This is a genomic window from Streptomyces diastaticus subsp. diastaticus (assembly GCF_011170125.1).
GTDB classification, from domain to species: Bacteria; Actinomycetota; Actinomycetes; order Streptomycetales; family Streptomycetaceae; genus Streptomyces; species Streptomyces diastaticus.
The window spans coordinates 1,979,007-2,004,815 of the sequence record NZ_BLLN01000003.1 but is presented as its reverse complement, the minus strand read 5'-3'; the positions used below and the strand labels follow the sequence as shown (position 1 = coordinate 2,004,815).

Annotated in this window: 24 protein-coding genes; 10 read left to right on the top strand and 14 right to left on the bottom strand. The window is 73.3% G+C overall.

The window, feature by feature from the left end; all coding sequences use genetic code 11:
* Window positions 1–390: 390 nt before the first annotated feature.
* Genes Sdia_RS16815 through Sdia_RS16785 form a run of 7 tightly spaced genes read right to left on the bottom strand, consistent with a single transcriptional unit; the run spans window position 391 to window position 8,780 of the window.
* Entirely contained in the window at window positions 391–1,818 is a 1,428-nt protein-coding gene (locus Sdia_RS16815; RefSeq protein WP_189500207.1) for an amidase, read from the bottom strand.
* Window positions 1,815–3,077 carry an NADH:flavin oxidoreductase gene (locus Sdia_RS16810; protein ID WP_124288367.1) on the bottom strand — a complete coding sequence of 421 codons (1,263 nt, stop codon included), beginning with the start codon at window positions 3,075–3,077 and terminating at the stop codon, window positions 1,815–1,817. The genes Sdia_RS16815 and Sdia_RS16810 overlap by 4 nt, the downstream gene beginning before the upstream one ends.
* Window positions 3,074–4,063 (bottom strand): oligopeptide/dipeptide ABC transporter ATP-binding protein, encoded by a 990-nt coding sequence (locus Sdia_RS16805; RefSeq protein WP_124288366.1) that lies wholly within the window; start codon window positions 4,061–4,063, stop codon window positions 3,074–3,076. The genes Sdia_RS16810 and Sdia_RS16805 overlap by 4 nt, the downstream gene beginning before the upstream one ends.
* Window positions 4,060–5,133, bottom strand: coding sequence for an ABC transporter ATP-binding protein (locus Sdia_RS16800; RefSeq protein WP_229831201.1), 1,074 nt, complete (start codon window positions 5,131–5,133; stop codon window positions 4,060–4,062). The genes Sdia_RS16805 and Sdia_RS16800 overlap by 4 nt, the downstream gene beginning before the upstream one ends.
* Window positions 5,130–6,164 carry an ABC transporter permease gene (locus Sdia_RS16795; protein WP_100457141.1) on the bottom strand — a complete coding sequence of 345 codons (1,035 nt, stop codon included), beginning with the start codon at window positions 6,162–6,164 and terminating at the stop codon, window positions 5,130–5,132. The genes Sdia_RS16800 and Sdia_RS16795 overlap by 4 nt, the downstream gene beginning before the upstream one ends.
* Window positions 6,157–7,122: an ABC transporter permease gene (locus Sdia_RS16790; protein WP_124288365.1), complete on the bottom strand. Its 966-nt coding sequence runs from the start codon at window positions 7,120–7,122 to the stop codon at window positions 6,157–6,159. Before Sdia_RS16790 ends, Sdia_RS16795 begins: the two co-directional genes overlap by 8 nt.
* A gap of 47 nt (window positions 7,123–7,169) precedes the next feature.
* The gene (locus tag Sdia_RS16785) at window positions 7,170–8,780 is read right to left on the bottom strand and encodes an ABC transporter substrate-binding protein (protein WP_124288364.1); all 1,611 of its coding nucleotides are present in this window, start codon (window positions 8,778–8,780) and stop codon (window positions 7,170–7,172) included.
* Window positions 8,781–9,070: 290 nt separating this feature from the next.
* Here Sdia_RS16785 and casG point away from each other — a divergent pair, with 290 nt between their 5' ends.
* The gene (casG, locus tag Sdia_RS16780) at window positions 9,071–10,714 is read left to right on the top strand and encodes a steroid-24-oyl-CoA synthetase (RefSeq protein WP_189400536.1); all 1,644 of its coding nucleotides are present in this window, start codon (window positions 9,071–9,073) and stop codon (window positions 10,712–10,714) included.
* 120 nt (window positions 10,715–10,834) lie between these two features.
* On the opposite strand, the gene Sdia_RS16775 is transcribed toward casG, so the two are convergent.
* Together Sdia_RS16775 and Sdia_RS16770 are read right to left on the bottom strand one after the other, a co-directional pair.
* Window positions 10,835–11,611, bottom strand: a complete 777-nt coding sequence (locus tag Sdia_RS16775) for an SDR family oxidoreductase (protein WP_189400534.1) — start codon at window positions 11,609–11,611, stop codon at window positions 10,835–10,837.
* 18 nt (window positions 11,612–11,629) lie between these two features.
* Window positions 11,630–12,289, bottom strand: coding sequence for a TetR/AcrR family transcriptional regulator (locus tag Sdia_RS16770; RefSeq protein WP_100457137.1), 660 nt, complete (start codon window positions 12,287–12,289; stop codon window positions 11,630–11,632).
* 161 nt (window positions 12,290–12,450) lie between these two features.
* Here Sdia_RS16770 and Sdia_RS16765 point away from each other — a divergent pair, with 161 nt between their 5' ends.
* The gene (locus tag Sdia_RS16765) at window positions 12,451–13,335 is read left to right on the top strand and encodes a TIGR03619 family F420-dependent LLM class oxidoreductase (protein WP_115069619.1); all 885 of its coding nucleotides are present in this window, start codon (window positions 12,451–12,453) and stop codon (window positions 13,333–13,335) included.
* Window positions 13,332–13,829: a nuclear transport factor 2 family protein gene (locus tag Sdia_RS16760; RefSeq protein ID WP_115069620.1), complete on the top strand. Its 498-nt coding sequence runs from the start codon at window positions 13,332–13,334 to the stop codon at window positions 13,827–13,829. Before Sdia_RS16765 ends, Sdia_RS16760 begins: the two co-directional genes overlap by 4 nt.
* Window positions 13,830–13,969: 140 nt before the next feature.
* Here Sdia_RS16760 and Sdia_RS16755 read toward each other — a convergent pair whose 3' ends face one another.
* The gene (locus Sdia_RS16755; protein WP_189500206.1) at window positions 13,970–14,890 is read right to left on the bottom strand and encodes an SDR family oxidoreductase; all 921 of its coding nucleotides are present in this window, start codon (window positions 14,888–14,890) and stop codon (window positions 13,970–13,972) included.
* Window positions 14,891–15,019: 129 nt separating this feature from the next.
* On the opposite strand from Sdia_RS16755, the gene Sdia_RS16750 reads away from it, so the two are divergent.
* From Sdia_RS16750 to Sdia_RS16735, 4 genes are read left to right on the top strand one after another with little or no spacing between them, the layout of a single operon-like run.
* Window positions 15,020–15,775 carry an enoyl-CoA hydratase family protein gene (locus tag Sdia_RS16750; protein ID WP_124288361.1) on the top strand — a complete coding sequence of 252 codons (756 nt, stop codon included), beginning with the start codon at window positions 15,020–15,022 and terminating at the stop codon, window positions 15,773–15,775.
* A 14-nt stretch (window positions 15,776–15,789) separates the two neighbouring features.
* Complete coding sequence (locus Sdia_RS16745; protein WP_100457192.1) at window positions 15,790–16,647, top strand: CoA transferase subunit A; 858 nt, start codon at window positions 15,790–15,792, stop codon at window positions 16,645–16,647.
* Window positions 16,644–17,420, top strand: coding sequence for a CoA-transferase subunit beta (locus Sdia_RS16740; RefSeq protein ID WP_189500205.1), 777 nt, complete (start codon window positions 16,644–16,646; stop codon window positions 17,418–17,420). The genes Sdia_RS16745 and Sdia_RS16740 overlap by 4 nt, the downstream gene beginning before the upstream one ends.
* Window positions 17,417–18,490 carry an NAD(P)H-dependent flavin oxidoreductase gene (locus Sdia_RS16735; RefSeq protein WP_100457131.1) on the top strand — a complete coding sequence of 358 codons (1,074 nt, stop codon included), beginning with the start codon at window positions 17,417–17,419 and terminating at the stop codon, window positions 18,488–18,490. The genes Sdia_RS16740 and Sdia_RS16735 overlap by 4 nt, the downstream gene beginning before the upstream one ends.
* 405 nt (window positions 18,491–18,895) lie before the next feature.
* Here the strand turns inward: Sdia_RS16735 and Sdia_RS16730 are convergent, their stop codons facing one another.
* The 4 genes from Sdia_RS16730 to Sdia_RS16715 are packed head-to-tail and all read right to left on the bottom strand — an operon-like array spanning window position 18,896 to window position 22,689.
* Entirely contained in the window at window positions 18,896–20,053 is a 1,158-nt protein-coding gene (locus tag Sdia_RS16730) for an acetyl-CoA C-acetyltransferase (RefSeq protein ID WP_189500204.1), read from the bottom strand.
* A gap of 41 nt (window positions 20,054–20,094) precedes the next feature.
* Window positions 20,095–20,733 carry a TetR/AcrR family transcriptional regulator gene (locus Sdia_RS16725; RefSeq protein WP_100457129.1) on the bottom strand — a complete coding sequence of 213 codons (639 nt, stop codon included), beginning with the start codon at window positions 20,731–20,733 and terminating at the stop codon, window positions 20,095–20,097.
* A 4-nt stretch (window positions 20,734–20,737) separates the two neighbouring features.
* The gene (locus Sdia_RS16720) at window positions 20,738–21,526 is read right to left on the bottom strand and encodes an SDR family oxidoreductase (protein WP_100457128.1); all 789 of its coding nucleotides are present in this window, start codon (window positions 21,524–21,526) and stop codon (window positions 20,738–20,740) included.
* A complete protein-coding gene (locus Sdia_RS16715; protein ID WP_189500203.1) occupies window positions 21,523–22,689 on the bottom strand; it encodes an acyl-CoA dehydrogenase family protein in 1,167 nt (388 codons plus the stop codon). The genes Sdia_RS16720 and Sdia_RS16715 overlap by 4 nt, the downstream gene beginning before the upstream one ends.
* 46 nt (window positions 22,690–22,735) lie before the next feature.
* On the opposite strand from Sdia_RS16715, the gene Sdia_RS16710 reads away from it, so the two are divergent.
* The 3 genes from Sdia_RS16710 to Sdia_RS16700 are packed head-to-tail and all read left to right on the top strand — an operon-like array spanning window position 22,736 to window position 25,802.
* A complete protein-coding gene (locus Sdia_RS16710; RefSeq protein ID WP_229831197.1) occupies window positions 22,736–23,641 on the top strand; it encodes an enoyl-CoA hydratase in 906 nt (301 codons plus the stop codon).
* Window positions 23,641–24,816, top strand: a complete 1,176-nt coding sequence (locus Sdia_RS16705; protein WP_100457126.1) for an acyl-CoA dehydrogenase family protein — start codon at window positions 23,641–23,643, stop codon at window positions 24,814–24,816. The genes Sdia_RS16710 and Sdia_RS16705 overlap by 1 nt, the downstream gene beginning before the upstream one ends.
* A complete protein-coding gene (locus Sdia_RS16700; RefSeq protein WP_115069623.1) occupies window positions 24,816–25,802 on the top strand; it encodes an acyl-CoA dehydrogenase family protein in 987 nt (328 codons plus the stop codon). Before Sdia_RS16705 ends, Sdia_RS16700 begins: the two co-directional genes overlap by 1 nt.
* Window positions 25,803–25,809 lie beyond the last annotated feature (7 nt).

The window sequence follows — 25,809 nt, the reverse complement described above, 5'->3', positions numbered from 1 at the left end:
GCGGTTCCTTCCGCCCAGCACTGCGCCGACGGGCATCGGCGGCATGCTGGTGCGCCCGGCCGGTGATCACCCCGCTGTGTGGTCGGTGCCCTCCCCGGTTCCGGACGGCGGGGGGCCGGGGGTGGGCGGTCAGGCGCCGGCTGGAGGGGTCCGACGCGCTCGGTCTCGCGCCGCGCCTACGGCTCCGGCCCGGTCGCGGCGCGGGGACGTAGGCGTCGAGCGTCCCCCGCGCGCCAGGTTTACGGTGCGCGAACGGACGTACATGGCGCCGATGCCGGGGCCGAGCGACTCCAGGGCGGTCTCGTCGGTGACGGTGAAGGTGCTGCCGGGACACCCACGCGGTTCCGCCGCAGGTGTCCCGGCAGCCCTCGGTGGCGTCCGGCCGGAGTCTCAGGCGGCCGCCCGCTCCAGCTGTGCGGCCAGGGCCAGCAGCGTGCCCTCGCCGCCGAGCGGCCCGGCGAACTGGACGCCGAGCGGCAGCCCTTCGCGGTCCGGGCCGAAGAACGGGACGGACATGGCCGGCATTCCGGTGAGGTTGCAGAAGCTGGTGAAGGCGGAGTACACGGAGGCGTGCCGGTAGACCGACGCGGGGTCCGCCGTGTCCAGGGTGCCGAGCGGCGGCGTCGGCTGGGCGAGGGTCGGGCTGAGCAGCAGGTCGACCTCGTCGAACGCGGCGCCGACCGCCCACCCGATCTCCTGCACGCGGCGCAGCGCCCGGCTGACGTCGGCGGCGGGCCGGGCCCGGTAGCTCTCGTACAGGACGCGGGTGAAGGGCTCGATGTCGTCGTCGGCCAGGGGCCTGCCGAGTTGCTCCAGCCGGGCGTCGATCTGGGAGACCACGTCGGCACCCATCAGCATCGCCGAGGTGACCGCGACGTCGGCGGGCCGGTACCGGGCGGTGGTCTCGACGACCTCGTGTCCCAGGCGTGCGCACAGCTCGGCCGCCGACCGCGCCGCCCGCGCGCAGTCGGGGTGCACCTCGGGGCCGTCCGGCACCGTGGTGAGCAGGCCGATCCGCAGCCGGCCCGGGTCGCGCCGGGCCAGTTCCGCGAACGGGGCCCCCGGGTCCGGTGCGGCGAAGGCGTCCCCGGGCAGCGGGCCGGCGACGACGTCGAGGAGCAGGGCGCTGTCCCGCACGGTGGTGGTGAGGGCGTGGTGCGCGGAGACGAGGCCCGACAGGGTGGTGGGCCGCGGCGCGGGCGAGACCCGGCCACGGCTCGGCTTGAGGCCGAACAGACCGCAGGCCGCCGCCGGGATACGGATCGAGCCACCGCCGTTGCTCGCGTGTGCGACGGGGACCATCCCGGCCGCCACGGCTGCCGCCGAGCCGCCGCTGGAGCCCCCGGGCGAGTACGCGTGGTTCCACGGATTGCGGGTCGGGCCGTGCAGCGCCGGTTCGGTGGAGGCGTTGAGGCCCAGCTCCGGGGTGTTGGTGGTGCCGAGGATGACGGCGCCGGCCCGGCGGTAGCGGGCGACCAGTTCGCTGTCGCGGCGGGCCGTGACCTCGCTGAAGAGGCGGCTGCCGCCGGTCGCGGGCAGCCCCTCGACCTCGGTACCGAGGTCCTTGACCAGCATGGGCACGCCGTGCAGCGGGCCGTCGGGCAGGCCTGCGGCGACCTCCGCGAGGGCGGCCTCGAACCGGGTGTGGACCACCGCGTGGAGCCCGGGGTCGCGTTCTTCGATGCGGGCGATCGCCTCCTCGGTGACGGTGCGGGCGTCGGTCTCACCGCTGCGTACGGCGGCGGCCGTGGCGACCGCGTCGGGCTGATCGCCGGTGGTCGTCCCCGCTGCACGCCTCGTGCCGGCCTCTCCTCTCACGCCACGTATCCGTCGGGCGTGCCCCAGGTCTCGCGCCGAGTGGTGGCGCGGTCGACCAGCACGCAGCGGGTGCCGGTGAAGTTGGTGGGCATGCACTTGTTGCAGTGGATGCACAGCGAGGGGGTGCTCGCGTCCTCGCGCAGGCGGTTGACCAGGTCGGGCTCGCGCAGCAGGGCACGGGCCATGGCGACGAACTCGAAGCCCTCACTCATGGCACGGTCCATGACGGGCTTGCCGGTGATGCCGCCGAGCAGGATCATCGGCAGCTTCACCGCGGCCCGGATCTGCCGGGCGTCCTCCAGGAGGAAGGCGTCCCGGTAGGGGTAGCTGTGCAGGAAGCGGCTGCCGACCAGCTTCACCCCGAGCTTCATCGGCTGCGGCATGACCGCGGCGAACTCCCTGAGCGGGGCGTCCCCCTTGAAGAGGTACATCGGGTTGAGCAGGGAGCTTCCGGCGGTCATCTCCAGCGCGTCGACGGTGCCGTCCTGTTCGAGCCACTGCACCACGGGGATGGCCTCGTCGAGCCAGAAGCCGCCGGGCACTCCGTCGTCCATGTTCATCTTGGCGATGACCGCGATGCGCCCGCCGACCGCGTCGTACACCGCCCGCATGACCTCCCGGGCCAGCCGGGCGCGGTTGGCCAGGCTGCCGCCGTAGGCGTCGGTGCGGCGGTTGACGCGGGGGCTGAGAAAGGAGCTGGCCAGGTAGTTGTGGCCCAGGTGTACCTCCACGGCGTCGAACCCCGCCTCGACCGCACGGCGGGCGGCCTCCGCGTGGGCCTCGGTGACGCGCCGGATGTCGTCGAGGGACGCTTCCTGGGCGACGCTCACGGTGGTGGCGTGGAAGTGCCTGGACGGCGAGAGGGCGGGCGCGCCGTTGCCCTTGGGGTTGGCGACCGGCCCGGCGTGTCCGATCTGGGCCGCGACCGCGGCGCCCTCGGCGTGCACGGCCTCGGTGAGGACGCGCAGGCCGGGCATCGCCTCGTCGGTCCAGTAGATCTGGTGGCGGTCGGTGCGGCCCTCCTTGGCGACCGCGCAGTACGCGACGGTGGTCATCCCGACGCCGCCGCGGGCGTAGCCGACGTGGAAGTCCACGAGGTCCTTGGTGACCAGGGACCTGTGGCTGAGTCCTTCGTAGGTCGCGGCCTTGATGACGCGGTTGCGCAGCTCCAGCGGGCCCAGTCTGGCGGGGGCCAGGACATCGGGGACCGCGGGGGGCCGGGACTCGGTGGGCGGCTCGGGGGTCTGGTGGGCGGTCATGGGCGGTTCCTCCTCGGTTCGGCGTGGTGGCAGGCGATCCGGTGCCCCGGGCGGATTTCACGCGGGGCGGGTTCCTCGGCGGCGCACAGGTCGGTGGCCAGCGGGCAGCGCGTTCGGAAACGGCAGCCCGACGGCGGGTTCAGGGGGGAGGGCAGTTCGGCGGCCGGCGCTGCGGCGGCGGGGGCGGCGGGGGCGAGCTGGGCCTGGGGAAGGGAGGCGAGCAGCAGCCGGGTGTAGGGGTGGGCGGCCTCGTGCTGCATGTCGTCGGAGGGCAGTACCTCGCAGACCTTGCCGAGGTACATGACCATGACGCGGTCGCTGATGTTCTTCACCACGGACACGTCGTGGGCGATGAAGACCATGCTCAGTGAACGCCGTCGGGTCGTCTCCTGAAGGAGGTTGAGAATCTGGGCCTGCACGGACACGTCGAGGCTGGAGACGGGTTCGTCGCAGATCAGCACCTCGGGATCGAGCATGAGGGCGCGGGCGACGCAGACGCGCTGGCACTGGCCGCCGGAGAGTTCGTGCGGCCGGCGGTCCCGCACGGTCGCGGGGTCGAGGCCGACGTCGCGCAGGGCGGTGTCGACGCGGGCTTCCTGGTCACGGAGGTCGTCCCCGGCACCCCAGATGGAACGGCCCTCCCACACCAGGTCCTTGACCCTGCGGCGGGGGTTCAGGGCGGAGACAGGGTCCTGCATGATGATCTGCATCCGGGCGCGGGCGCGCCGCAGTGCGCGCGGGGCGAGCCCGGTGAGGGTGAGGTCGCCGAGACGGACGGTGCCCGCGTCGGGGGGCGGCAGCTGGATCAGGGACCGCCCGACGGTGGACTTCCCACAACCGGACTCGCCGAGGATGCCGAGGGTCTCCCCGGCCGCGACCTCCAGGCAGACGCCGGAGACGGCGTGCACCTTCTGGCCGCGTCCGGCGGGGAACTCGACGACGAGGTCCGTGGCCGTCAGCGCGGGGGCGTCCCGGGTGGTGGTCATACGGCGGCCTCCTCGGCGGCGCCCAGCGGGTGGTGGCAGGCGACCAGGCCGCCGGCGCCGCGGTCACCGGCGTAGGCGGTCAGGCGCGGGGACTCGGTGGTGCAGCGAGCGTCGGCGAGGGCGCAGCGTGGGGCGAAGCGGCATCCGGCGGGCGGGTGCCGCAGGTCGGGCGGGTGGCCCTCGATGGCGGGCAGCAGGGTGTGCGGTGGCAGCTCCAGGCGCGGGATGGACGCGATCAGGGCGCTGCTGTAGGGGTGGCGGGGGCGGTCGAAGACGGCGGCGGTGTCCGCGTACTCGACCAGGCGGCCCGCGTACATGACGGCGACGCGGTCGGTGCGGCCCGCGACGGTGGCGAGGTCGTGGCTGATGAGGACGGTCGCCATGCGCAGTTCCTCGGCGAGCGAGCGCAGCAGGTCGAGGATCTGCTTCTGCACGGTGACGTCGAGGGCGGTGGTGGGCTCGTCGGCGATGAGGAGACGTGGGCCGCAGGCGAGGGCCATGGCGATGACGACGCGCTGGCGCATGCCGCCGGAGAGTTCGTGCGGGTACTGGCCGGCCCGCCGGACGGGTTCGGGGATGCCGACCTGGCGGAGCAGGTCCACGGCCCGGTCCCTGGCGTCCGCGCGACTCAGGCGCAGGTGCAGCCGGAGGCTCTCGGAGAGGTGGGTGCCGACCTTCTTGACCGGGTTGAGGGAGGTCATCGGGTCCTGGAAGACCATGGCGACCTCGGTGCCCCACAGGGCGCGCCGTCCGGCGGGGGTGAGGGCGTGCACGTCCTTGCCGCCGATCAGGACCCGGCCGGACACGGTGGTGCCGGGGCCGTCGGTGATCAGGCCCATGAGGGTGCGGCCGAGCACGGACTTGCCCGATCCCGACTCCCCGACGATACCGAGGGTCTCGCCCTCGGCCAGGGTCAGCGAGACCTCGTCGACGGCCCGCAGCGGGCCGTGAGGTGTGTGGAAGACGGTGCCCGTGGCGGACGCGTCGAGCAGCGGGGCCTCGCCGGTGGGCCCGGGCGGGGCGGCCCGGGCCGTTGGCTCCAGGGGTTCTCTTTGCCGCTCGGGGGTCACAGTTTCACGCTCCGGGAGTCCCAGCGTCCGCGAGCCTTCTCGCCGACGATGTTGAAGGCGAACACGGTGAGGAAGAGGAAGGCACCGGGAACCAGCACGATGTGCGGGTGCTCCTCGAAGACCCGGTCCTCCCCCTCTGCGATCATGTTTCCCCAGGTCGGTGCGGGAGGCTGGATGCCGAGGCCGAGGAAGCTGAGGGAGGCCTCGGCGACGATGAGCACCGAGATCATCACCACGGCCAGGGACAGCAGGGGCAGCAGCACGTTGGGCAGCAGTTCGCGCAGCAGGACGCGGGAGCGGGTGGCCCCCATGGCGCGGGCGGCGACGACGAACTCCCGGTTGGCGTGGGCCATCGTGGTGGCGCGGGCCAGGCGCACCATGCCCGGGACGGTGAGCAGGGACAGGGAGAAGGCGACGTTGCCCAGGTGCGGCTGGAGCACGGTCGCCAGCGCGATGAGCAGAATCAGCGGGGGCACGGCGAGCAGCGCGTTGGTGGCGATACCCACCACCCGGTCGACGCCATTGCGGAAGTAGCCCGCGACCATGCCGATCGCGCCGCCGACCACGGTGCCGAGGGCGACCGCCGACAGCGAGATGAGCAGGGAGGAGCGGGCGCCGTACAGGGACCGGGCGAGCAGGTCGAGGCCGAAGGCGTTGGTGCCGAGCGGGTGCTCGCCGGTGAACGTCGGGGTGGCGAACACGGGTGCGGCGACGGTGCTCGCGACGTCCCGGTCCTCGGCGAGCGGCAGCCACGGCAGGCACACGATGGCGAGGCCGAGCAGCAGGAGCCAGGCCGCGCCGGACCAGAACACCACGTCGAAGCCGGGCCCCGCCCACAGTTTGCCGAGCCGGGAGGCACCGGCGAGGAGCAGACCGAGGCCGAGCAGCGCGAGCGCGGCCTTGGCGGGCGTGACGAGTTGGGGCGTGGTCGCGCCGGACACCAGCAGGACCAGGCCGGCCACGGTCAGGGCCGCGGCGACGAGTGGGGGCGGTGGGAACGCTGTCCGCGTGCGCGGGGCGATGTCAGGCATGGACACGTCGCGTCCTCGGGTCGAGGTAGCCGTAGGAGAGGTCGATGCCGGCGTTGATCACCACGTAGATCACGGCGACGGTGAGCACGGTGCCCTGGACCATGGGGTAGTCGCCCTGGTTGGCGGCGTTGACGATGAGCGTCCCCATGCCGGGCAGCGAGAAGAGGTACTCCACGACGACGGTGGCGCCGATCAGCCGGCCCAGGCTCAGCCCGAGCAGGGTGACCAGGGAGAAGGAGGAGGGGCGCAGGGCGTCGGTGAACAGGACGCGCAGCGGGTTCATGCCCTTGGCGCGGGCGGCGAGGATGTAGTCCTCGCGCAGCGTCACGATCAGGTCGCCGCGCAGCACTCGGGTGAACATGGCGAGTTCGGCGAGGGCGACGGTCAGCGCGGGCAGGAAGGCGTGGTGCAGGTTGCCGAGCAGGTCGCCGTCGCCGATCCGCACCCAGGCGGAACGCGGGAACCAGCCGCCGGAGTCGACCAGGAGCAGGATCAGCAGCAGTCCGGCCAGGAAGCTGGGCACGGACAGCACACCGAAGGTGCCCGCGCCGATGATCCGGTCGGCCGCCGAGCCCTCGCGGTAGGCCGACCACATGGCCAGCGGCACCGCGACCAGCAGGGCGATGAGCAGTCCGAGCACCGCGATCTCGAGGCTGACGGGCAGGGCGGACATCACCCGGCCGGCGACGTCGCTCCGCGGGGGCACCACCGAGCGGCCGAGGTCGCCGGTGAGCGCGCCGCCCAGCCAGTCGAAGTAGCGGGTGGCCAGAGGCTGGTCGAGGCCGAGTTCGGTGCGCAGGGCGGCGTACTCGGACGGCGCCCGGCCGGCTCCGAGGATGTCGACGGCGGGGTCACCGGGCATCAGGACGACCAGGGAGAAGACCCCGATGCTCGCGATGAACAGCACGACGAGAAGTTCCAGCGCCCGAAGGGCCAGTCGGCGCAGCGCCGGACCCATGGTTCCTCCAGATCTGCCCGGTGCCGCCGGGCGGCGGGCCGCTGTGGTCACTCGCTGAGCCAGGCCTCGCCGAAGAGGGCCATGTACTCGTCGGTCGGCTCGATGCCGTGCACGTGGTCGCCCCAGGCGGTGAAGGCGGCGCTGGCACCGAGGTTGACCAGCGGGACGTCCTCGTTGAACAGCGTCTGGACGTCGTCGAGGACCTCCTGGGTCTGCGCCTCGCCGTTCGCCGCCTGCAACTTCACGAGCAGGGCGTCCATCCGCGGGTTGGCGTAGCCGCCGGGGTTGCCGTGGCTCCGGGAGTTCAGGACGCTCTGCAGGCGGTGGTAGGGGTCGCCCTCCGAGACGCCGGCGGCGGCGCGGCTGATGTCGAAGTCGTGCTCGACGTAGGTCTTCGAGGTCCGGTCGGCGATGGAGGAGACCAGGTCGAGTTCCACCGTGAAACCGACGCGTTCCAGCATGGCCTTGGTGACGACGGCGTTGGCCCGGCCGACGGGGTCGGTGCCGTCCATGTAGGTGAGCTTGCCGTCGTAGCCGTCCTTCCTGGCCTCGGCGAGAAGCCGTTTCGCCTCGTCGAGGTCGACGCCGAGGGGCTTGACGTCGGAGTGCCAGCGCGATTCGGCCGGGAAGAGTTCCTGGCCCGGCAGCCCCTTGCCGTTGTACGCGCGTTCGGTGTTCAGGTCGGGGTCGAGGGCCAGGGCCAGGGCCTTGCGGACCCGGAGGTCGGCGCCGGGCCGGCCCTCGCGGGTGTTGATGGTGGTCATGCTGCCGACGCTGGTCAGGGTCATCTCACCGGGGTGGCCCTCCTTCACCGCGTCGTCGACGGCTTCGGGGCTGCGCAGGTACGCCACGTCGGCGGTGCCGTCGTTCAGCGCGTCCAGCCGGGCGCGGTCGGACTGCGGCCAGGTGAAGCGCAGCGCGCCGAGGTACGGCTCGCCCTTCCAGTAGTTCTTGTTCGCCTTGAGGACCATTTCCTCCTGGGGCCGGTACGTGCCCAGGGTGAAGGCGCCGGCACCGATCGGCCGGAACTCCTTCTCGGCGTAGGCTGCGGGCGCCACGATCATGCCGGGTGCCTGAGCCAGCATGGCGGGGAAGGTGGCCCAGGGGTTGCGGAGGGTGAAGACGACGGTGGCGTCGTCGGGGGCGTCCATCCTCGCGAGGTTCGGGGCGAGCAGTGCGGTGTCGGCGCCCTTGTTCTTCTGGTACCAGTCGATGCTGCCGATCACGGCCGCGGCGTCGAGCGGGGTGCCGTCGGAGAACGTGACGCCGTCGCGGAGTTTCAGCGTCCAGGTCCTGGAGTCGTCGGTGGAGCGCAGTGATTCGGCCAGCCACGGCTCGTACTTCCGGGTGGCGGTGTCGTAGCGCATGAGCACGTCGTAGACGGCGGCGAGCGCGGAGCCGCCGGAGGCACCCGTGGCGTAGGTGACGGCGGGGCTCAGGCTGCGGGCCTCGGCGTAGTCGACGAAGTTCAGGGTGCCGCCGCGGACCGGCTCGCCCGCCTCGGTCTGTCTGCCGACCTTGCCGAAGGTGTAGCGGCCGCGTTCGGCCTTCCGCTCGTCTCCGCCCCCTTCGACGGACGAGACGCACGCCGAGGTGAGCACGGCGGCCGCGCACAGGGCCGCGGCGAGGCGGGCTCTCGCCCGTGATGCTCGGTTCATGTGTTCCTCCAGGTGTCCGGTAGCGGGGCTGGGAGCCGGTGCCGGATCGGGTGGGGGACGCCGGGTGGGGGACGGTACGGCCGACGAAATCCGGTCGACGTGACGTATCCCACTCACCGGGAGCCGCGCAGGGCGTGGACCTGCCGGTGCGAACCACTCTTCGGGCAGCCCTCCACGCCGTGTCACGGTGTCCCAGTGACCGGAACCGGCCGAGCACGCAGGTCCCGTCCCAGGCCGAAACTGACCCCGACCGCGATCCCAGTGGAGTTCCCGACGCACCAGGAGTCCCGATGTCCAGCGACACGGATCACCGTTCCGCCCCCCGCGCCCGAGTGGCCGCGCTCACCGGCCCGGGCGGCCGGTTCGAACTCACCGAGGACGACGTGCTGGGTTCCCGGCTGCCGGTGTTCGCGCATCGGCAGCGGGCCCTGCACGAGGTACTTCACGCCTCCGTCGCACACGCCGACCGCGAGTACGTCGTCACCGCGGACAGCCGGCTCACCTACGCCCAGCACGCCGCCCAGGTCGCCTCACTGGCACGGGTGCTGCGCGAGCGGTACGGGGTCGCCAAGGGCGACCGGGTGGCGATAGCCGCCGCGAACTCACCCGAGTGGATCCAGGTCTTCTGGGCCACGGTGTCGATCGGGGCGGTGGCCGTCGCGTTCAACGCCTGGTGGAGCGCGCGCGAGTTGGCCCACGGCCTGAGCAACGCCGAGCCCGCGCTGGTGGTGGCCGACGCCAAGCGGTGCGCGCGGCTGGCGGACTGCGCGGTGCCGGTGCTCTCCGTCGAGGACGACGTACGCCGTTTCCTGACGGCTCACCCGCAGGCGCCGCTGCCGTCCGCGGACGTCGCCGAGGACGACCCGGCCGTCATCCTCTACACGTCGGGCACCTCCGGCCGCCCCAAGGGGGCCGTGCACACCCACCGCAACCTGCTGGCCGTCATCGAGTACCACCGGCTCAACGACGCGCTGTCGCAGGCGTCCGGCGACCCGACGGCCCCGAAGGACCGCGTCCACCTGCTCGCCCTGCCGCTCTTCCACATCGCGAGCCTGCACAATCTCGTGGTGCCGCGCCTCGCCACCGGCAGCAAGGTCGCACTGCACCAGAGGGCCTTCGACGTCGACGCCGTGCTGGGCATGGTCGAGCGGGAGCGCGTCACCAACTGGGGGGCGGTTCCCACGATGGCGCACCGGCTGCTCGAACACGGCGGGGCGGACCGCTACGACACGTCGTCGCTGACGGCGTTCGCGCTGGCCTCGGCTCCCTCGACGACGGCCTTCAAGGAGCGGCTGCGGCGGGAGCTGCCCTTCGCGAGGGACTCACTGGTGGACAGTTACGGACTCACCGAGTCCTGTACCGCCGTGGCCGCCGCGAGTCCCGCGGACCTGGCGGTGGCGCCCGGCACTCTCGGCCGGCCCGTGACCGGCGTGCGACTGGAGATCCGCGATCCCTTGGGAGAGGTCCTCGGTGAGGGCGAGGAGGGCGAGGTGTGGGTGCGCAGCATGTACAACATGCTGGGCTACTGGAACGACCCCGAGGCCACCGCCGACACCATCGGAACGGACCGCTGGCTGCGCACCGGGGACCTGGGGTGCCTGCGCGAGGGCCGGTTGTTCCTGGTCAGCCGCCGCTCGGACCTCATCATCCGCGGCGGTGAGAACGTCTATCCCGCCGAGATCGAGACGGTGCTCGCCGAGCACCCGGACGTCAGCGAGTGCCTGGTGATCGGCGTCCCGCATCCCGAGTTCGGCCAGGGGGTGGCCGCCGTGGTGGTGCTCCGGCCGGGGGCGACGGCGACCGAGGAGGCGCTGCGGGAGTACGCGGCGAACGAGCTGGCCCACTTCAAGGTGCCGGAGCGCTGGCGGCTGACCACGGAGGGACTGCCGCGCAACGCGACCGGGAAAGTCATCCGGCACTCGGTGAAGGTCTGAGGGCTCCGCGGCGGGCCCCCGGACGGGTGCGGGAGGCGCCCCGGCCGACGTGACCGGCCCGGGGCGCCTTGTGCTGACCGGGGCACCTTGTGCTGAGGGGAGGGGAGGGGAGGGGGCTCCTCAGAAGTCCTCGGGTCCGCGCAGCGTCGCCTCGGCGCCTCCGTCGACGTAGAGCACCTGACCGGTGATGTGGCTGTTGGCGTCCGAGGCGAGGAAGAGGACGACTCGCGCGATGTCCTCCGGCCGGGAGTAGCCGTTCAGCGGCATGGGGACCGCCTTGTCCATGATCTTCTTCATCCTCGGGTCGTCGAAGAGGCCGGCGCTCATCGGGGTCAGCACGATGCCCGGTGCGACGACGTTCACCGGGATGCCCGCGTCGGCCCAGCCCTCGGCCACCGCGGTACGCCGCGCCCACTGGGCGAGCGCCGCCTTGGACGAGGGGTAGAGCTGCTGGGCGCGGCCGCCGGCGATGGCCCGCCCGGCGAGTGTCAATGCCTTGTCCTCGTCGCCGGCCAGGCAGGCGGCGACGACGGCCGGGTCGTGGGGCTGGGTGCCGGAGACCGAGCCGATCAGCACGACCCGGGCACGCGGCGCCGCGGCGAGCGCCGGGCGCAGCGCCGTGACGAACTCGGTGGTGCCGAAGTAGTTGACGCTCACCATGGCTCCGCCCGGTACGGAGACGCCGGCACAGGTGACGACCGCGTCCACCACTCCCCCGGCGGCCCGGGCGGCGGCCGCCGCCGCCCGGGCGCGGCCCTGCGCGGTGGACAGGTCCGCGTCGATCTCGCCGCCCCGCAGGTCGACGCCGATCACCCGGTCGCCCCGGTCGCGGAAGAGGGTGGCGAGGGCGGCACCGATCCCGGAGCCGGACCCGGTGACGACGATGGTGCGGGGCATGAGGACTCCTCGTGTCGGTCAATGTCCTTTCGCGCACCGTAGGCACCGCGGGCCGAGGGGACCGCTGCGCTCCCGGTCACCGGGCGGGCCGAGCAGGAGGCGGCAGGCCAGCCTGATGCCGTCGTGCGCCGCCTCGGGCGGGGAACGCTCGTAGAGGACGGTGGTGAGCAGGCCGTACCAGGCCTGTTGGAGGATGCGGACCACGCGCTGGTCCCGCTCGGTGGGCTCGTGCACCCCTGCCGTGCGCAGCATCAGGTCGGCGAGGACCTCGTCGGTGCGGCGGGCCCGGCCGCTGCCGTCGACGGGCGCGACGTTGTTGGCCCGCATCATCGCGAGGGCCAGTAGCGGCTGTTCGAAGAGCTGCCGGCTCGCCCCGGTGAGCAGTTCGGTCACGGCCGCCACGGGGCCGGCACCCGGTGCGGGCGGTGGCGTGTCGGCGGCCAGGCGGAGCACCTGGGCGTGCATGACCGCCGCGAAGAGGTGCGTCTTGGACGGGAAGTAGCGGTACAGGGTGGCGATCGCGACGTCCGCCTCCCTGGCCACGTCGTGCATCTGCACCCGTTCGAGGCCGTACTGCGCGCCGAGGCGCGCCGCGCTTCGCAGCATCCGGGCGTGGCGCTGACGCTGCTTGGCGGAGGTGGGGTGTGCGGGAGCTCTTTCGCCGCTGGTCCGGGGCACGGTCAGGGGTCCTTCCGTCGGCCGCCGATGTTTCCGCCTGCGGTGCTGGGGCGGTGCGCGGCGTTCCGGTCAGTGGGACCGGGCGGCACGAGGCACGGGGTGCGGACTTGGATGGTTCTCCCCCTTCCCTCCCCTCCCCCGCTTCCGAAAGAGGTCCCCTCATGCGGATCGGCATCACCAGTCCTGTCGTCACCGCCGTGCCCGGGGTCCACTCCCCGTGGGAGCGGGGCGCCGGCATCGAGGAGCTGGGGGCGGTCGCCGAGGCCGCCGACCGGCTCGGATTCCACCATCTGACCTGCTCGGAGCATGTGGCGGTGCCCGTGGAGGTCGCCGAGCAGCGGGGCGGGACCTACTGGGACCCGCTCGCCACCTTCGGCTACCTCGCCGCCCGCACCCGCCGCATCCGGCTCGCCACCCAGGTCCTGGTGCTGGGCTACCACCACCCGCTGGCGCTCGCCAAGCGCTACGGCACGCTCGACCGGGTCTCGGGCGGACGGCTGGTGCTCGGGTTCGGTGTGGGGAGTCTGGAGGAGGAGTTCCGCCTGCTCGGCGCCGCCTTCGAAGGACGCGGCGGGATCGCCGACGACGCGCTCGCGGCACTGCGGGCCTCACTGTCCCGCCGTGAGCCCGCGTACCACGGGGAGCACTTCGACTACGAGGGGTTCGTGGTGGAGCCGCACGCCGTGCAGGAGTCGGTGCCGTTGTGGATCGGCGGCCGTACGCCGCGGTCGCTGCGCAGGGCCGTGACGTACGGAGACGGCTGGGTGCCGTTCGGGCTGCCGCTGGACCGGCTGCGCGAGATGGTCTGCGCGGCGCCGCTGCCGGCGGGCTTCGAGGTGGTGCTGAGCGCGGGGCGCCCGCTGGATCCGTCCGGCGACGCGGACGCCGCGGCGAGGGCGCTGCGCGGCGTCTCCGAGGCGGGGGCGACGCTGGTCAGCGTGGCACTGGCCGCCGAGTCGGCGAGTCACTACGTCGAGCAGTTGGCGGCTCTGGCGGAGATCGCGCAGCTCCCGGATGTCGCGGCGGACGAGGGGGCCGCGGCATGAGCGAGCGGCTGCCGGACGGCTTCGAGGCGCGCCTGCGGCGTCTGGAGGACGAGCGGGACATCGCCAGGATGATGGCCTCGTACGGACCGCTGGTCGACGGCGGCGACGCGGACGGTGTCGCCGCCCTCTGGGCAACGGACGGTGTCTACGACATCGACGAACTCTTCCTCGCGGGCCAGGAGCGGATCGGCGCGATGGTGCGGTCCGCCGCGCACCAGGGCTGGATCAGGCAGGGCTGCGCGCACGTCGTGGGGCCGCCGCACATCACGGTGGACGGCGACGAGGCGGTCGCGGTGTGCCACTCGCTGATGGTGGTGCACGAGGAGGGCCGGTACGTGGTGCGCCGGGCGACCGCCAACCACTGGTGTCTGCGCCGCATGGACGCCGGCCCCGGGTGGGAGGTGGTCACCCGCACCAACCGGGTCCTGGACGGCCGCCCCGAGTCCCCTGCCCTGCTGGCGCGCGGGGCGCACGGGGAACCGGCGGCGGGCTGAACGAGCGGCGATGCCGGACGCGGGACGACACCGGGCACCGGGCACAGACCTCCCGGCAGGGGCGGGGGCCCTCTTTGGAGAGGCCGGCGGTGCGGCCGGCCGGGGCGGGATCCGCTTGGACCGCCCGGCCGGCCGGGCGGTCAGCGGGCGCCGTACACCGGCTCGGGCGTCCCGGCGGCGGCAAGGAGCTTCGTCGCCGTCTCCCCCGCCTCGGCCGGGGTCCAGCGGGCGCCCTTGTCGGCGGTGGGGCCGGGGCGCCAGCCCTCCATCACGGTGATGCGGCCCGCCTCCGCCTCGAAGACGCGGCCGCTCACCCCGGCCGAGGCGGTCGAGCCGAGCCACACGACGAGCGGCGACACGTTCTCCGGGGCCATCGCGTCGAAGCCGCTCCCGCCGGGCGCCGCCATGGTCCCGGCGAAGGTCTCCTCGGTCATCCTGGTCCGGGCGGCCGGGGCGACGGCGTTGACCTGGACGCCGTAGCGGCCCATCTCGGCGGCGGCGACCAGGGTCAGGCCCACGATGCCCGCCTTGGCCGCGGCGTAGTTGCCCTGGCCGACGCTGCCCAGCAGGCCCGCCCCGGAGCTGGTGTTGATCACGTGTGCCTCGGGAACACGGCCCGCCTTCGCCTCGGTGCGCCAGTGCGCCGCCGCGTGCTTGAGCGGCAGGAAGTGGCCCTTGAGGTGGACGCGCATCACCGCGTCCCAGTCGTCCTCGTCCAGGTTCACCAGCATCCGGTCCCGAAGGAATCCGGCGTTGTTCACCAGGGTGTCGAGCCGGCCGAAGGAGTCGAGGGCGGCGGCGACGAGGGAGGCGGCCCCGTCGGCGGTGGCGATGTCGCCGCCGTGCGCGACGGCCTCGCCGCCGGCCGCGCGGATCTCCTCGACGACCTCGTGCGCGGGGCCGCTGCCGGCGCCGGAGCCGTCCAGGCCCACGCCGAGGTCGTTGACGACGACTTTCGCGCCCTCGGCGGCGAAGGCCAGGGCGTGGGCGCGGCCGAGTCCGCGGCCCGCGCCGGTGACGGCGACGACACGGCCGGCGCACAGGGCGGTCGGTGAGGGCATGACGGTGTCCTTTCGGGAGGGTCCGGGGATGCGCCGTACCGCTCAGTGGCACGGGGCACTCCCCCGGCGTTCGTGTCACTGCTACCTTCTGCCTAACAAACGTTTGGTGGAAAGGTAGCTGATCTGCTCATGGGTGTCTCCACCTCCGCCCCCGAAAAGGGCGTCGCCGTCGTCACCGTGGACTTCCCCCCGGTCAACGCCCTCCCCGTGCGGGGCTGGTACGAGCTGGCCGCCGCGGTGCGCGCGGCCGGCGCGGACCCCGAGGTGCGCTGCGTGGTGCTCATCGCCGAGGGGCGCGGGTTCAACGCGGGCGTGGACATCAAGGAGATCCAGCGCGAGGACGGGCACGGCGCGCTGGTCGGGGCCAACCGCGGCTGCTTCGAGGCATTCGCCGCGGTCTACGAGTGCGAGGTCCCCGTGGTGGCCGCGGTGCACGGATTCTGCCTGGGCGGCGGCATCGGGCTGGTCGGCAACGCGGACGCGATCGTGGCGTCGGACGACGCCACGTTCGGGCTCCCCGAGCTGGACCGCGGTGCGCTCGGCGCGGCCACACATCTCGCCCGGCTGGTCCCGCAGCACCTGATGCGGGCCCTGTACTACACCTCCCGCACCGTGACCGCCGGGGAACTGCACCGGCACGGCTCGGTGTGGCGCGTGGTCCCGCGCGCGGAACTGCGGGATGCCGCCCTGGAACTGGCGGGCGAGATCGCCGCCAAGGACGGCCAGCTGATCCGGCTGGCCAAGGCCGCCATCAACGGCATCGACCCCGTCGACGTACGCCGCAGCTACCGCTTCGAGCAGGGCTTCACCTTCGAGGCCGGCCTCAGCGGGGTCGCCGACCGCGTACGCGACACCTTCGGCACGGACAAGGAGCGGCGCGCGTGAGCCAGGACAAGACGATGACGGCGGACGAGGTCGTCGGCCGGCTGCGCAGCGGCATGACGGTCGGCATCGGCGGCTGGGGCTCGCGCCGCAAGCCGATGGCGCTGGTGCGGGCGCTGCTGCGCTCGGACGTGACGGACCTGACGGTGGTGTCGTACGGCGGCCCCGACGTCGGTCTGCTCGCCGCCGCGGGGAAGATCCGCAGACTGGTCGCGGCCTTCGGCACCCTGGACTCCATACCCCTGGAGCCGCACTTCACCGCCTCCCGGCAGCGCGGGGCCTTCGAGATGGTGGAGCTGGACGAGGCGATGCTCATGTGGGGGCTGACGGCCGGTGCGCAGCGCCTGCCGTTCATCCCCGTGCGGGCGGGGATCGGCTCGGACGTGATGAAGGTCAACCCCTCGCTGCGCACGGTCCGTTCGCCCTACGCCGACGGGGAGGAGCTGGTCGCGGCCCCGGCCCTGCGCCTGGACGCGGCCCTGGTCCACCTCAACCGCGCCGACGCCCGGGGCAACGGCCAGTACCTGGGCCCCGACCCGTACTTCGACGACCTGTTCTGCGAGGCCGCCGACCACGCCTACGTCTCCTGCGAGCGGATCGTGGAGACCGCGGAGCTGCTCAAGGAGCACGGGCCACAGACCCTGCTGGTCAAGCGCCTGTTCGTGGACGGCGTCGTGGAGACACCCAACGGCGCGCACTTCACGTCCTGCGAGCCCGACCACGCCCGGGACGAGGAGTTCCAGCGGGCCTACGTCCGCGCCGCCCGCGAGCCCGGGGCGTGGCCGGCCTTCGCCGCCCGGTTCCTCTCGGGTGACGAGGCCGCCTACCAGACCGCCGTCACGGCGTTCCACCAGGAACAGCAGGAGGACGCATGAGCGCCACCGAGACCGCCCGGCCCGCGGCGACCCGCGCCGAGTACTGCGTGGTGGCCTGCGCCGAGGCATGGCGCGGCGCCGGGGAGATCCTGGCCAGCCCGATGGGCACCGTCCCGGCCGTCGGGGCGCGCCTGGCGAAACTCACCTTCTCCCCCGACCTGTTGCTGACCGACGGGGAGGCGCTGCTCATGGCGGACGTGCCCGCCCTCGGGCAGCGGCCGGGGGCGGTGGAGGGGTGGCTGCCGTTCCGCCAGCACCTCGCGCTGACGGCCACCGGCCGCCGCCACGTGATGATGGGCGCGAGCCAGATCGACCGGTACGGCAACCAGAACATCTCCTGCGTCGGCGACTGGGCCAGGCCCACCCGCCAGTTGCTCGGCGTGCGCGGGGCGCCGGTCAACACCCTGAACAACCCGACGAGTTACTGGATCCCGAAGCACTCGGCGCGGGTGTTCGTCGAGCGCGTCGACATGGTCAGCGGCGTCGGGTACGACCGGGCCGCGGCTGCCGGGCCGTCCGCGACCCGCTACCACCGCGTCACCGAGGTGGTCACCGACCTGGGCGTCTTCGACTTCGAGACCCCCGACCGCACGATGCGGCTGCGCTCCCTGCACCCCGGGGTCACCGTCGGGCAGGTGGCCGAGGCCACCGGCTTCGCCCTCACCGTCCCCGACGAGGTGCCGTGCACCCGGGAGCCCACCGAGGCGGAGTTGCGGCTGATCCGCGAGGTCGTCGACCCGAAGGGGCTTCGGGAGCGGGAGGTCCCGGCGTGAGCGGGGAGGGTTCCGGGCCCTTCGCGACGCCCCTCACCGAGCTGACCGGGGTGCGGTACCCCATCGTGCAGACCGGCATGGGCTGGGTGGCCGGCCCCCGGCTCGTGTCGGCGTCGGCGAACGCCGGTGCCCTCGGTGTCCTCGCCTCCGCCACCATGAGCGTGGAGCGGTTGCGTTCGGCGGTGCGGGAGGTCAAGTCCCGTACGGACGCGCCGTTCGGCGTCAATCTGCGGGCCGACGCGGCCGACGCCGGGGAACGGGTGCGGGTCATCGTCGAGGAGGGGGTGCCGGTGGCGTCCTTCGCCCTCGCCCCGTCCAAGGACCTGATCGCGCGCCTCAAGGACGCCGGCGTCGTCGTCATCCCCTCGGTCGGCGCCCGCCGTCACGCGGAGAAGGTCGCCGCGTGGGGCGCGGACGCGGTCATGGTGCAGGGCGGCGAGGGCGGCGGCCACACCGGCGACGTGGCCACCACGGTGCTCCTCCCCCAGGTCGTGGACGCGGTCGGCATCCCGGTGATCGCGGCCGGCGGTTTCCACGACGGCCGCGGCCTGGTCGCCGCGCTCGCCTACGGGGCGGCCGGCATCGGGATGGGCACGCGCTTCCTGCTCACCTCCGACAGCACCGTCCCCGACGCGGTGAAGGCGAGGTACCTGGCAGCCGGCGTCAAGGACGTGACGGTCACCACGCGGGTCGACGGGCTGCCGCACCGCATGCTCCGTACCGAGATGGTCGACTCGCTGGAACACTCCGGCCGCGCGGCCGCGCTGCTGCGTTCGGTGCGGCACGCCGCGGCGTTCCGCGAGGAGTCCGGGGCGTCCTGGCTCCAACTGGTCCGGGACGGCCTGGCGATGAAGCACGGCAAGGAGCTGACCTGGAGCCAGGTGCTGCTGGCCGCCAACACCCCGATGCTGCTCAAGGCCTCACTGGTCGAGGGCCGCACGGACATCGGCGTGATGGCCTCGGGCCAGGTGGCGGGCCTGATCGACGACCTGCCGTCGTGCGCGGAACTGGTCGACCGGGTCCTGGAGGAGGCGCGGACCGCGCTGAAGTCCCTGCCGGGGGCGGACTGAGACCGGGGAACACGGGCTCGGGGTCGGTGCGACCGGAACGTTTCCGGCCGCACCGACCCCGTCCGGCCCCCGTCCAGCTCTTCCCCGCCTCGCGTAGGAGCGTCACAGCGGATCGTGCGGCGGTGGCTGCCTGGAGGAAGGGCCCGCGCCCGCGTCCCGGTGTTCGTCCGGGACCCCAGGGGCCCTGCCGCCGGAGCCACGTCACGTGTCAGCCGCGCGAAGTGGGCGGCCTTCCTCCGGCACGCGGCTCCTGACGGGGCGGCGTTCTCGATGGTGTCCCGGCGGCCGAAGGCCGAAGGCCGAGGGGCCGGTACCTCCCCCACCCGCGCCGCTCGCCGCAGGCGGTGACCACCAGGTGGGCCGGGCCGGCGGCCCCGGGCGAGGGGCTGCCGGCGCCGCGGGCGGTCAGAGGCGTTCGATGACGGTGACGTTGGCCTGGCCGCCGCCCTCGCACATGGTCTGGAGGCCGTAGCGGCCCCCGGTGCGCTCCAGTTCGTGCAGGAGGGTCGTCATCAGCTTGGTGCCGGTGGCGCCGAGAGGGTGGCCGAGCGCGATGGCGCCGCCGTTGACGTTGACCTTGTCCGGGTCGGCGCCGGTCTCCTTGAGCCAGGCCAGGACGACGGGGGCGAAGGCCTCGTTGATCTCGACGAGGTCGATGTCGTCGAGGGACATCCCGGCCTTCTTCAGCGCGTACGCCGTCGCCGGGATCGGTGCCGACAGCATCCGGATCGGGTCCTCGCCGCGCACCGACAGGTGGTGGACGCGGGCGCGGGGGGTGAGGCCGTGCTCGGCGACGGCGCGCTCGGAGGCGATGAGCAGCGCGGAGGCGCCGTCGGAGACCTGGGAGGCGACGCCCGCGGTGATCCGCCCGCCCTCGACGACCGGCTTCAGGCCCGCCATCTTCTCCAGCGAGGTGTCGCGGCGGGGGCCCTCGTCCGCGGTGACGTCACCGTAGGCGACGGTCTCGCGGACGAAGCGGCCCTCGTCGAGGGCGCGCACGGCGCGCTGGTGCGAGCGCAGGGCGAAGTGCTCCATGTCCTCGCGGGTGATGCCCCATTGCGCGGCGATGAGTTCGGCGCCGTGGAACTGGTTGACGGGCGCGTCGCCGTAGCGGGCGCGCCAGCCCTCGGAGCCGGCGTAGGGACCGTCGGTGAGACCGAGGGGCTCGGCGGCCTGGCGGCTGGCGAAGGCGATGGGGATCATCGACATGTTCTGCGTGCCCCCGGCGACGACCAGGTCCTGGGTGCCGGAGAGCACGCCCTGGGCGGCGAAGTGCACGGCCTGCTGGGAGGAGCCGCACTGCCGGTCGACGGTGGTGCCGGGCACCTCCTCGGGCAGGCCGGCGGCGAGCCACGCGGTGCGGGCGATGTCCCCGGCCTGCGGGCCGACGGTGTCCAGGCAGCCGAAGACGACGTCGTCGACGGCCGACGGGTCGACGCCGGTGCGCTCGACCAGCGCCGTGATCACGTGCGCGCCGAGGTCGGCGGGGTGGGCGGCGGACAGCCCTCCCCTGCGCCGGCCCACCGGGGTGCGGACCGCTTCGACGATGTAGGCCTCGGCCATGGCTGCTCCTTCATGTCCTTCGTCAGATGGGCGGTGGTGCGTCAGGTGCGCGGAGTGATGCCTTCCAGGACCATGGACAGGTACTGGCGGGCGATCTCCTCCGGGCTGTGGATGCCGCCGGGGCGGTACCAGGAGGCGGCGACCCATACGGTGTCGCGCACGAACCGGTAGACGAGCCGCACGTCGAGGTCGGCACGGAAGACGTGCTCGGCGACGCCGCGTTCCAGGGTGCGCAGCCAGGCGTTCTCGAACTTCGTCTGGGAGTCGGAGAGGTAGCCGAAGCGCGGCTGGACGGCGAGGTGCCTGGATTCCTTCTGGTAGATGGCGACCGCGGGACCGTGCCGGTCGATCTGCCGGAAGGACTCGGTGACGAGGGCCTCGATGGTCTCCCGCGGTCCGAGTTCGGCGGCGAGCACGGTGTCGTAGCCGGCCCACAGTTCGTCCAGGAAGGCGGTGAGGATCTCGTCCAGCATCGACTCCTTGGAGTCGAAGTGGTAGTAGAGGCTGCCCGCGAGCATCCCGGCGGCGTCGGCGATGCGGCGCACCGTGGTGGCGTTGTAGCCCTGGTCGGCGAAGACCTGGGCGGCGGTGGCCAGGATCTCGGCGCGGCGCTCCACGGCGGACGGGGCCGGGGCCGAGGAGGCGGCGGACGATGACGAGGCGGCGGAGTTGTTCTTCATCCGCTCATGCTCTCTGACTGCTGACGGAGACCGTCTCACCGGTCATGTACGACGAGTAGCCGCTGGCCAGGAAGACGATGACGTTGGCGATCTCCCAGGGCTCGGCGTACCGGCCGAAGGCCTCGCGTTCGGTCAGCTCGGCGAGCAGTTCGGGGGTGGTGACCTTCGCCAGGTGCGGGTGCATGGCGAGGCTCGGGGCGACGGCGTTGACCCGTACGCCGAAGTCGGCGGCCTCCAGGGCGGCGCACCGGGTGAGGGCCATGACGCCGGCCTTGGCTGCGGCGTAGTGGGCCTGGCCGCGCTGGGCCCGCCAGCCGATGACGGAGGCGTTGTTGACGACGACGCCCTCGCCGTCCTGTTCCTTGAGCCGGCGCAAGGCGGCACGGGTGCAGCGGAAGGTGCCGCCCAGCGTGACGTCCAGGACCCTGGACCACTGCTCGTCCGTCATGTGGACGAGGTCGGCGGTGCCACCGAGCCCGGCGTTGTTGACGACGATGTCCAGGCCGCCGTGGTGTTCGGCGGCGAGCGCGAACAAGGCGTCGACCTGGTCTTCGTCGGTGACGTCGCAGGGCAGGGCGGCGACGTTGCCGGCGCCGAACTCGTCACGGAGGGCTGCGGCACTCTCCCGCAGGCGTCGTGCGTGTGCGTCACCGATGACGACGCGGGCGCCCTCCTCCAGGAACCTGCGGGCAGTGGCGCCGCCGATCCCGGCACCCGCGGCGGCGGTGATCACGGCGGTGCGTCCGGCCAGCAGGGCGTGCCCCGGTACCGGAGTCGGCGGCTTCGGGGTCACGGGCGGGCCTCCTTGGGCAGGCCGAGGACGCGCTCGGCGATGATGTTGCGCTGGATCTCGTTGGACCCGGCGTAGATGGTGTCGGAGCGGGAGAAGAGGAACAGCCGCTGCCAGTCGTCCAGGTCGTAGGGGTCGCCGGCGGCGAGCATGCCGCCGGCACCGCACACGTCCATGGCGAGTTCGCCCAGCTCACGGTGCCAGGTGGCCCAGAAGATCTTGCCGATGGACGCCTCGGGCCCCGGTGCGCCGTCCGCCACGCCGCCGAGCATCCGCAGGGCGTTGCAGCGGATGGTCTCCAGGCCCGTCCAGGCGCGGGCGAGCCGGTCGCGGATCAGCGGGTCGTCCGCCGAGCCGTTGCGTTTCGCCGCCTCGATGAGGGTCTCCAGCTCGCGCCGGAAGCCGACCTGCTGGCCGAGGGTGGAGACGCCGCGCTCGAAACCGAGGGTGGCCATGGCCACCCGCCAGCCGTCGCCGGGGGCGCCGACGATGTGCTCGGCGCGGGTGCGGGCGCCGTCGAAGAAGACCTCGTTGAACTCGGAGGTGCCGGTCAGCTGGGTGATGGGGCGGATGTCGACCCCGGGCTGATCCAGCGGGACCAGCAGGTAGGACAGCCCCTTGTGGCGCTGCGAGCCCGGTTCGGTGCGGGCGACGACGAAGCACCACTGCGACTCGTGGGCGAGTGACGTCCAGATCTTCTGCCCGGTGACCACCCAGTCGTCGCCCTCGTGAACGGCCCTGGTCCGGACGTTCGCCAGGTCGGAGCCCGCGTCGGGCTCGCTGTAGCCCTGGCACCACAGTTCCTCGGCGGCGACGATCGGCGGCAGGAACCTGGCCCGCTGCCCGGGGGTGCCGAAGGCGATCAGGGTGGGGCCGAGCAGCTGCTCGGCGATGTGGTTGACCCGGGCGGGGGCGTCGGCCAGGGCGTATTCCTCGTGAAAGGCGACCTGCTGTTCGAGGCTCGCACCGCGGCCGCCGTACTCCTCGGGCCAGCCGACGCAGGTCCAGCCGGCGGCGGCCATGTGCCTCTCCCACTCCAGCCTCTCGGCGAAGACCTCGTGCTCGCGGCCGGGCCCGCCGCGGCCCCGCAGGCCCGCGAAGGCGCCGGTGAGGTGGGCGGCCAGCCAGCCGCGGATCTCGGCGCGGAACTCCTCGACGCTGCTCATGCCGTTACGTTAATCTACCAAACACTTGTTAGGGAAGGAGGGCCTGATGTCCGCTGCCCACCACCACGGACCCGAGGCGCCGGACGCGCCCGACGCGTCCGAGCCGCCCGCCGCCTCCGACGTGCCCGTCCGCTACGAGAAGCGGGGCCCGGTCGCGACGGTCACCATGAACCGGCCCGAGTACCGCAACGCCCAGAACTCCGCGATGACCTACGCCCTGGACCGGGCGTTCTACCGCGCGGCCGAGGACGACGAGGTCAAGACCGTCGTGCTGGCCGGCGCGGGCAGGCACTTCTCCGCCGGTCACGACATCGGCACCCCCGGACGGGACTCCCACCTGCCGTTCGAGCGCCGCGCGGGACTGTGGTGGGACCACTCGGACAAGCAGGGCGCGGAGAGCCGGTTCGCCCGCGAGTCCGAGGTGTACCTCGGCATGTGCCGACGCTGGCGGGAGCTGCCCAAGCCGGTCGTCGCCTCCGTGCAGGGCGCCTGTGTGGCGGGCGGGCTGATGCTCGCCTGGGTGTGCGACCTGATCGTCGCCTCCGAGGACGCGTTCTTCGCCGACCCGGTGGTGCGGATGGGCATCCCGGGCGTAGAGTACTTCGCCCACCCGTGGGTGATGCCGCCGCGCGTCGCCAAGGAGTTCCTCTTCACCGGCGACCGCATGAGCGCCCGGCGCGCGTACGAGGTCGGCATGGTCAACCGGGTCGTGCCGCGGGAGGAGCTGGCCGCCGAGACGAAGACGCTGGCACTGCGTGTGGCCGAGATGCCGCGCCTCGGTCTCGCGCTGACCAAGCGCGCCGTGAACCAGGCCGAGGACCTCCAGGGCCTGCACGCCGGCATGGATTCGGTCTTCGGTCTGCACCACCTCGCGCACGCGCACAACGCCGAGACCGCGACGGACGCGCTCGGCGGCGTGGACATCAAGGCGATGAAGAAGGCGGGCGGCTGATGGACCTCGACTTCAGCGAGGCGGACGAGGCGTTCCGCGCCGAGGCCCGTGCCTGGCTGGCGGCGCACGTGCCGGCCACCCCCCTGCCGTCCCTGGAGAGCGCCGAGGGTTTCGCCGCGCACCGGCGGTGGGAGGCCGAACTGGCCGCCGACCGCTGGTCGGTGGTGTCCTGGCCCGAGGAGTTCGGCGGGCGGGGTGCCTCGATCCTGCGCTGGATGGTCTTCGAGGAGGAGTACTTCGCCGCCGGCGCCCCCGGGCGGGTCAGCCAGAACGGCATCAACCTGCTCGCCCCCACCCTCTTCGAGCACGGCACCGCCGAGCAGCGGGCGCGGATCCTGCCCGCGATGGCGAGCGGCGAGGTCATCTGGGCGCAGGCCTGGTCCGAGCCGGAGTCCGGGTCCGACCTGGCCTCGCTCAGTTCGAGGGCGCGGCGCACCGGGGGCGGCTGGCTGCTGAGCGGCCAGAAGACCTGGTCGTCGCGGGCCGCGTTCGCCGACCGGGCCTTCGGCCTGTTCCGCAGCGACCCGGACGCCGGCAGGCCGCACCGCGGGCTGACGTACCTGATGTTCCCGCTGGACGCCGACGGCGTCACGGTGCGGCCCATCGGGCGGCTCGACGGCAGGCCGGCCTTCGCGGAGCTCTTCCTGGACGACGTGTTCGTGCCGGACGAGGACGTCATCGGCGAGGTGGGCCAGGGCTGGCGGGTGGCGATGAGCACGACCGGCGACGAGCGCGGGCTCACCCTGCGCAGCCCGGGCCGATTCACCGCCGCCGCCGACCGGCTGACCGCGCTGTGGCGCGAACACGGCGATCCCGGGGACACGGCACTGCGCGACCGGGTCGCCGACGCGGTGATCGGCGCCCGCGCCTACCGGTTGTTCTCCTACGCGGGCGCCTCCCGCGTCCTGCACGACGAGGGCGGCCCGGCCGGCGCCGCCTCCAGCCTCAACAAGATCTACTGGTCCGAGCTGGACATCGCCCTGCACGAGACGGCCCTGGACCTGCTCGGTCCGTGCGGCGAACTCGCCGATCACGCACCCGAGTCGCCCGACCACGGCGCCTGGGCCGAGGGGTACACGTTCTCCCTGGCCGGGCCCATCTACGCGGGCACCAACGAGATCCAGCGCGACATCATCGCCGAGCGGTTGCTCGGCCTGCCGAAGGGACGCCGGTGATGCGGTTCTTCCTCGACGCCGGTCAGCGGGAGTTCACCCGCTCCCTCGGCGGTCTCCTCGCCTCCTCCCACACCCCGGCCACGGTGCGGTCCTGGGCCGCCGGGGACCACGCACCGGGGCGGGCCCTGTGGACGCGGCTGGCCGAGGCCGGAGTGTTCGCCCTGGCGGTGCCGGAGCGGCACGAGGGGTTCGGACCCCTGCCGCTCGAACTCGCCTCGGCTTTCATCGAGTTGGGCCGGCACGCCGTGCCCGGCCCGCTGGTGGAGACGGTCGCCGCCGCGGCGTTCCTCGACCGGCTCGGCGACCCGGACACGGCCGCCGCCCACCTGCCCGGCATCGCCTCCGGTGAGACCGTGGCCTCGCTGTGCCTGACCGCCCTCGGCCCGTACGCCCTGGACGCGGACGCGGCCGACACAGTGCTGGTCGTGGACGGTGACGTGGTGCGCGCGGGCGCGAAGCCGGGTCCTTCGCAGCCCTCCGCCGATCCGGCGCGGCGCCTGTCCCGGCCGTCCGGCGGAACGGTGCTCGCCGAGGGCCCCGCGGTGGTGCCGGCGGCCGCGCACGCCTCCGACGTGGCCGCGCTGGCCACCGCGGCCCAGTGTCTGGGGCTGGGCCGGGCGCTGCTCACCCGCACCGTCGAGTACGTCAAGCAGCGCACCCAGTTCGGGGTGCCCATCGGCTCCTTCCAGGCGGTCAAGCACCGGCTGGCAGACACCCTGGTCGCCCTGGAGTTCGCGGAGCCGCTGATCCACGGTGCCGCCCTCGCGCTCGCCGCCGGCTCCGCCGAGGCCGGGCGGGATGTCGCCGCCGCCAAGGTCACCGCGGGCGAGGCCGCCCACCGGGCCGCACGCACCGCCCTCCAGTTGCACGGCGCGGTCGGCTACACCGACGAACTGGACCTGTCCCTGTGGATCCGCAAGGCACGACCGCTGCGCGACGCCTGGGGCGCCCCGGCCGCGTGCCGAGCCCGCGTACTGACCGTCTGACGCGCCC

Excerpts from the sequence above, each read along its gene's own strand:
- Sdia_RS16810 (WP_124288367.1), bottom strand. The coding sequence starts at position 3,077 with ATGACCGCCCACCAGACCCCCGAGCCGCCCACCGAGTCCCGGCCCCCC.
- Sdia_RS16805 (WP_124288366.1), bottom strand. The coding sequence starts at position 4,063 with ATGACCACCACCCGGGACGCCCCCGCGCTGACGGCCACGGACCTCGTC.
- Sdia_RS16795 (WP_100457141.1), bottom strand. The coding sequence starts at position 6,164 with ATGCCTGACATCGCCCCGCGCACGCGGACAGCGTTCCCACCGCCCCCA.
- Sdia_RS16790 (WP_124288365.1), bottom strand. The coding sequence starts at position 7,122 with ATGGGTCCGGCGCTGCGCCGACTGGCCCTTCGGGCGCTGGAACTTCTC.
- Sdia_RS16785 (WP_124288364.1), bottom strand. The coding sequence starts at position 8,780 with ATGAACCGAGCATCACGGGCGAGAGCCCGCCTCGCCGCGGCCCTGTGC.
- casG (WP_189400536.1), top strand. The coding sequence starts at position 9,071 with ATGTCCAGCGACACGGATCACCGTTCCGCCCCCCGCGCCCGAGTGGCC.
- Sdia_RS16775 (WP_189400534.1), bottom strand. The coding sequence starts at position 11,611 with ATGCCCCGCACCATCGTCGTCACCGGGTCCGGCTCCGGGATCGGTGCC.
- Sdia_RS16765 (WP_115069619.1), top strand. The coding sequence starts at position 12,451 with ATGCGGATCGGCATCACCAGTCCTGTCGTCACCGCCGTGCCCGGGGTC.
- Sdia_RS16760 (WP_115069620.1), top strand. The coding sequence starts at position 13,332 with ATGAGCGAGCGGCTGCCGGACGGCTTCGAGGCGCGCCTGCGGCGTCTG.
- Sdia_RS16755 (WP_189500206.1), bottom strand. The coding sequence starts at position 14,890 with ATGCCCTCACCGACCGCCCTGTGCGCCGGCCGTGTCGTCGCCGTCACC.
- Sdia_RS16750 (WP_124288361.1), top strand. The coding sequence starts at position 15,020 with ATGGGTGTCTCCACCTCCGCCCCCGAAAAGGGCGTCGCCGTCGTCACC.
- Sdia_RS16745 (WP_100457192.1), top strand. The coding sequence starts at position 15,790 with ATGACGGCGGACGAGGTCGTCGGCCGGCTGCGCAGCGGCATGACGGTC.
- Sdia_RS16740 (WP_189500205.1), top strand. The coding sequence starts at position 16,644 with ATGAGCGCCACCGAGACCGCCCGGCCCGCGGCGACCCGCGCCGAGTAC.
- Sdia_RS16730 (WP_189500204.1), bottom strand. The coding sequence starts at position 20,053 with ATGGCCGAGGCCTACATCGTCGAAGCGGTCCGCACCCCGGTGGGCCGG.
- Sdia_RS16725 (WP_100457129.1), bottom strand. The coding sequence starts at position 20,733 with ATGAAGAACAACTCCGCCGCCTCGTCATCGTCCGCCGCCTCCTCGGCC.
- Sdia_RS16715 (WP_189500203.1), bottom strand. The coding sequence starts at position 22,689 with ATGAGCAGCGTCGAGGAGTTCCGCGCCGAGATCCGCGGCTGGCTGGCC.
- Sdia_RS16710 (WP_229831197.1), top strand. The coding sequence starts at position 22,736 with ATGTCCGCTGCCCACCACCACGGACCCGAGGCGCCGGACGCGCCCGAC.
- Sdia_RS16705 (WP_100457126.1), top strand. The coding sequence starts at position 23,641 with ATGGACCTCGACTTCAGCGAGGCGGACGAGGCGTTCCGCGCCGAGGCC.
- Sdia_RS16700 (WP_115069623.1), top strand. The coding sequence starts at position 24,816 with ATGCGGTTCTTCCTCGACGCCGGTCAGCGGGAGTTCACCCGCTCCCTC.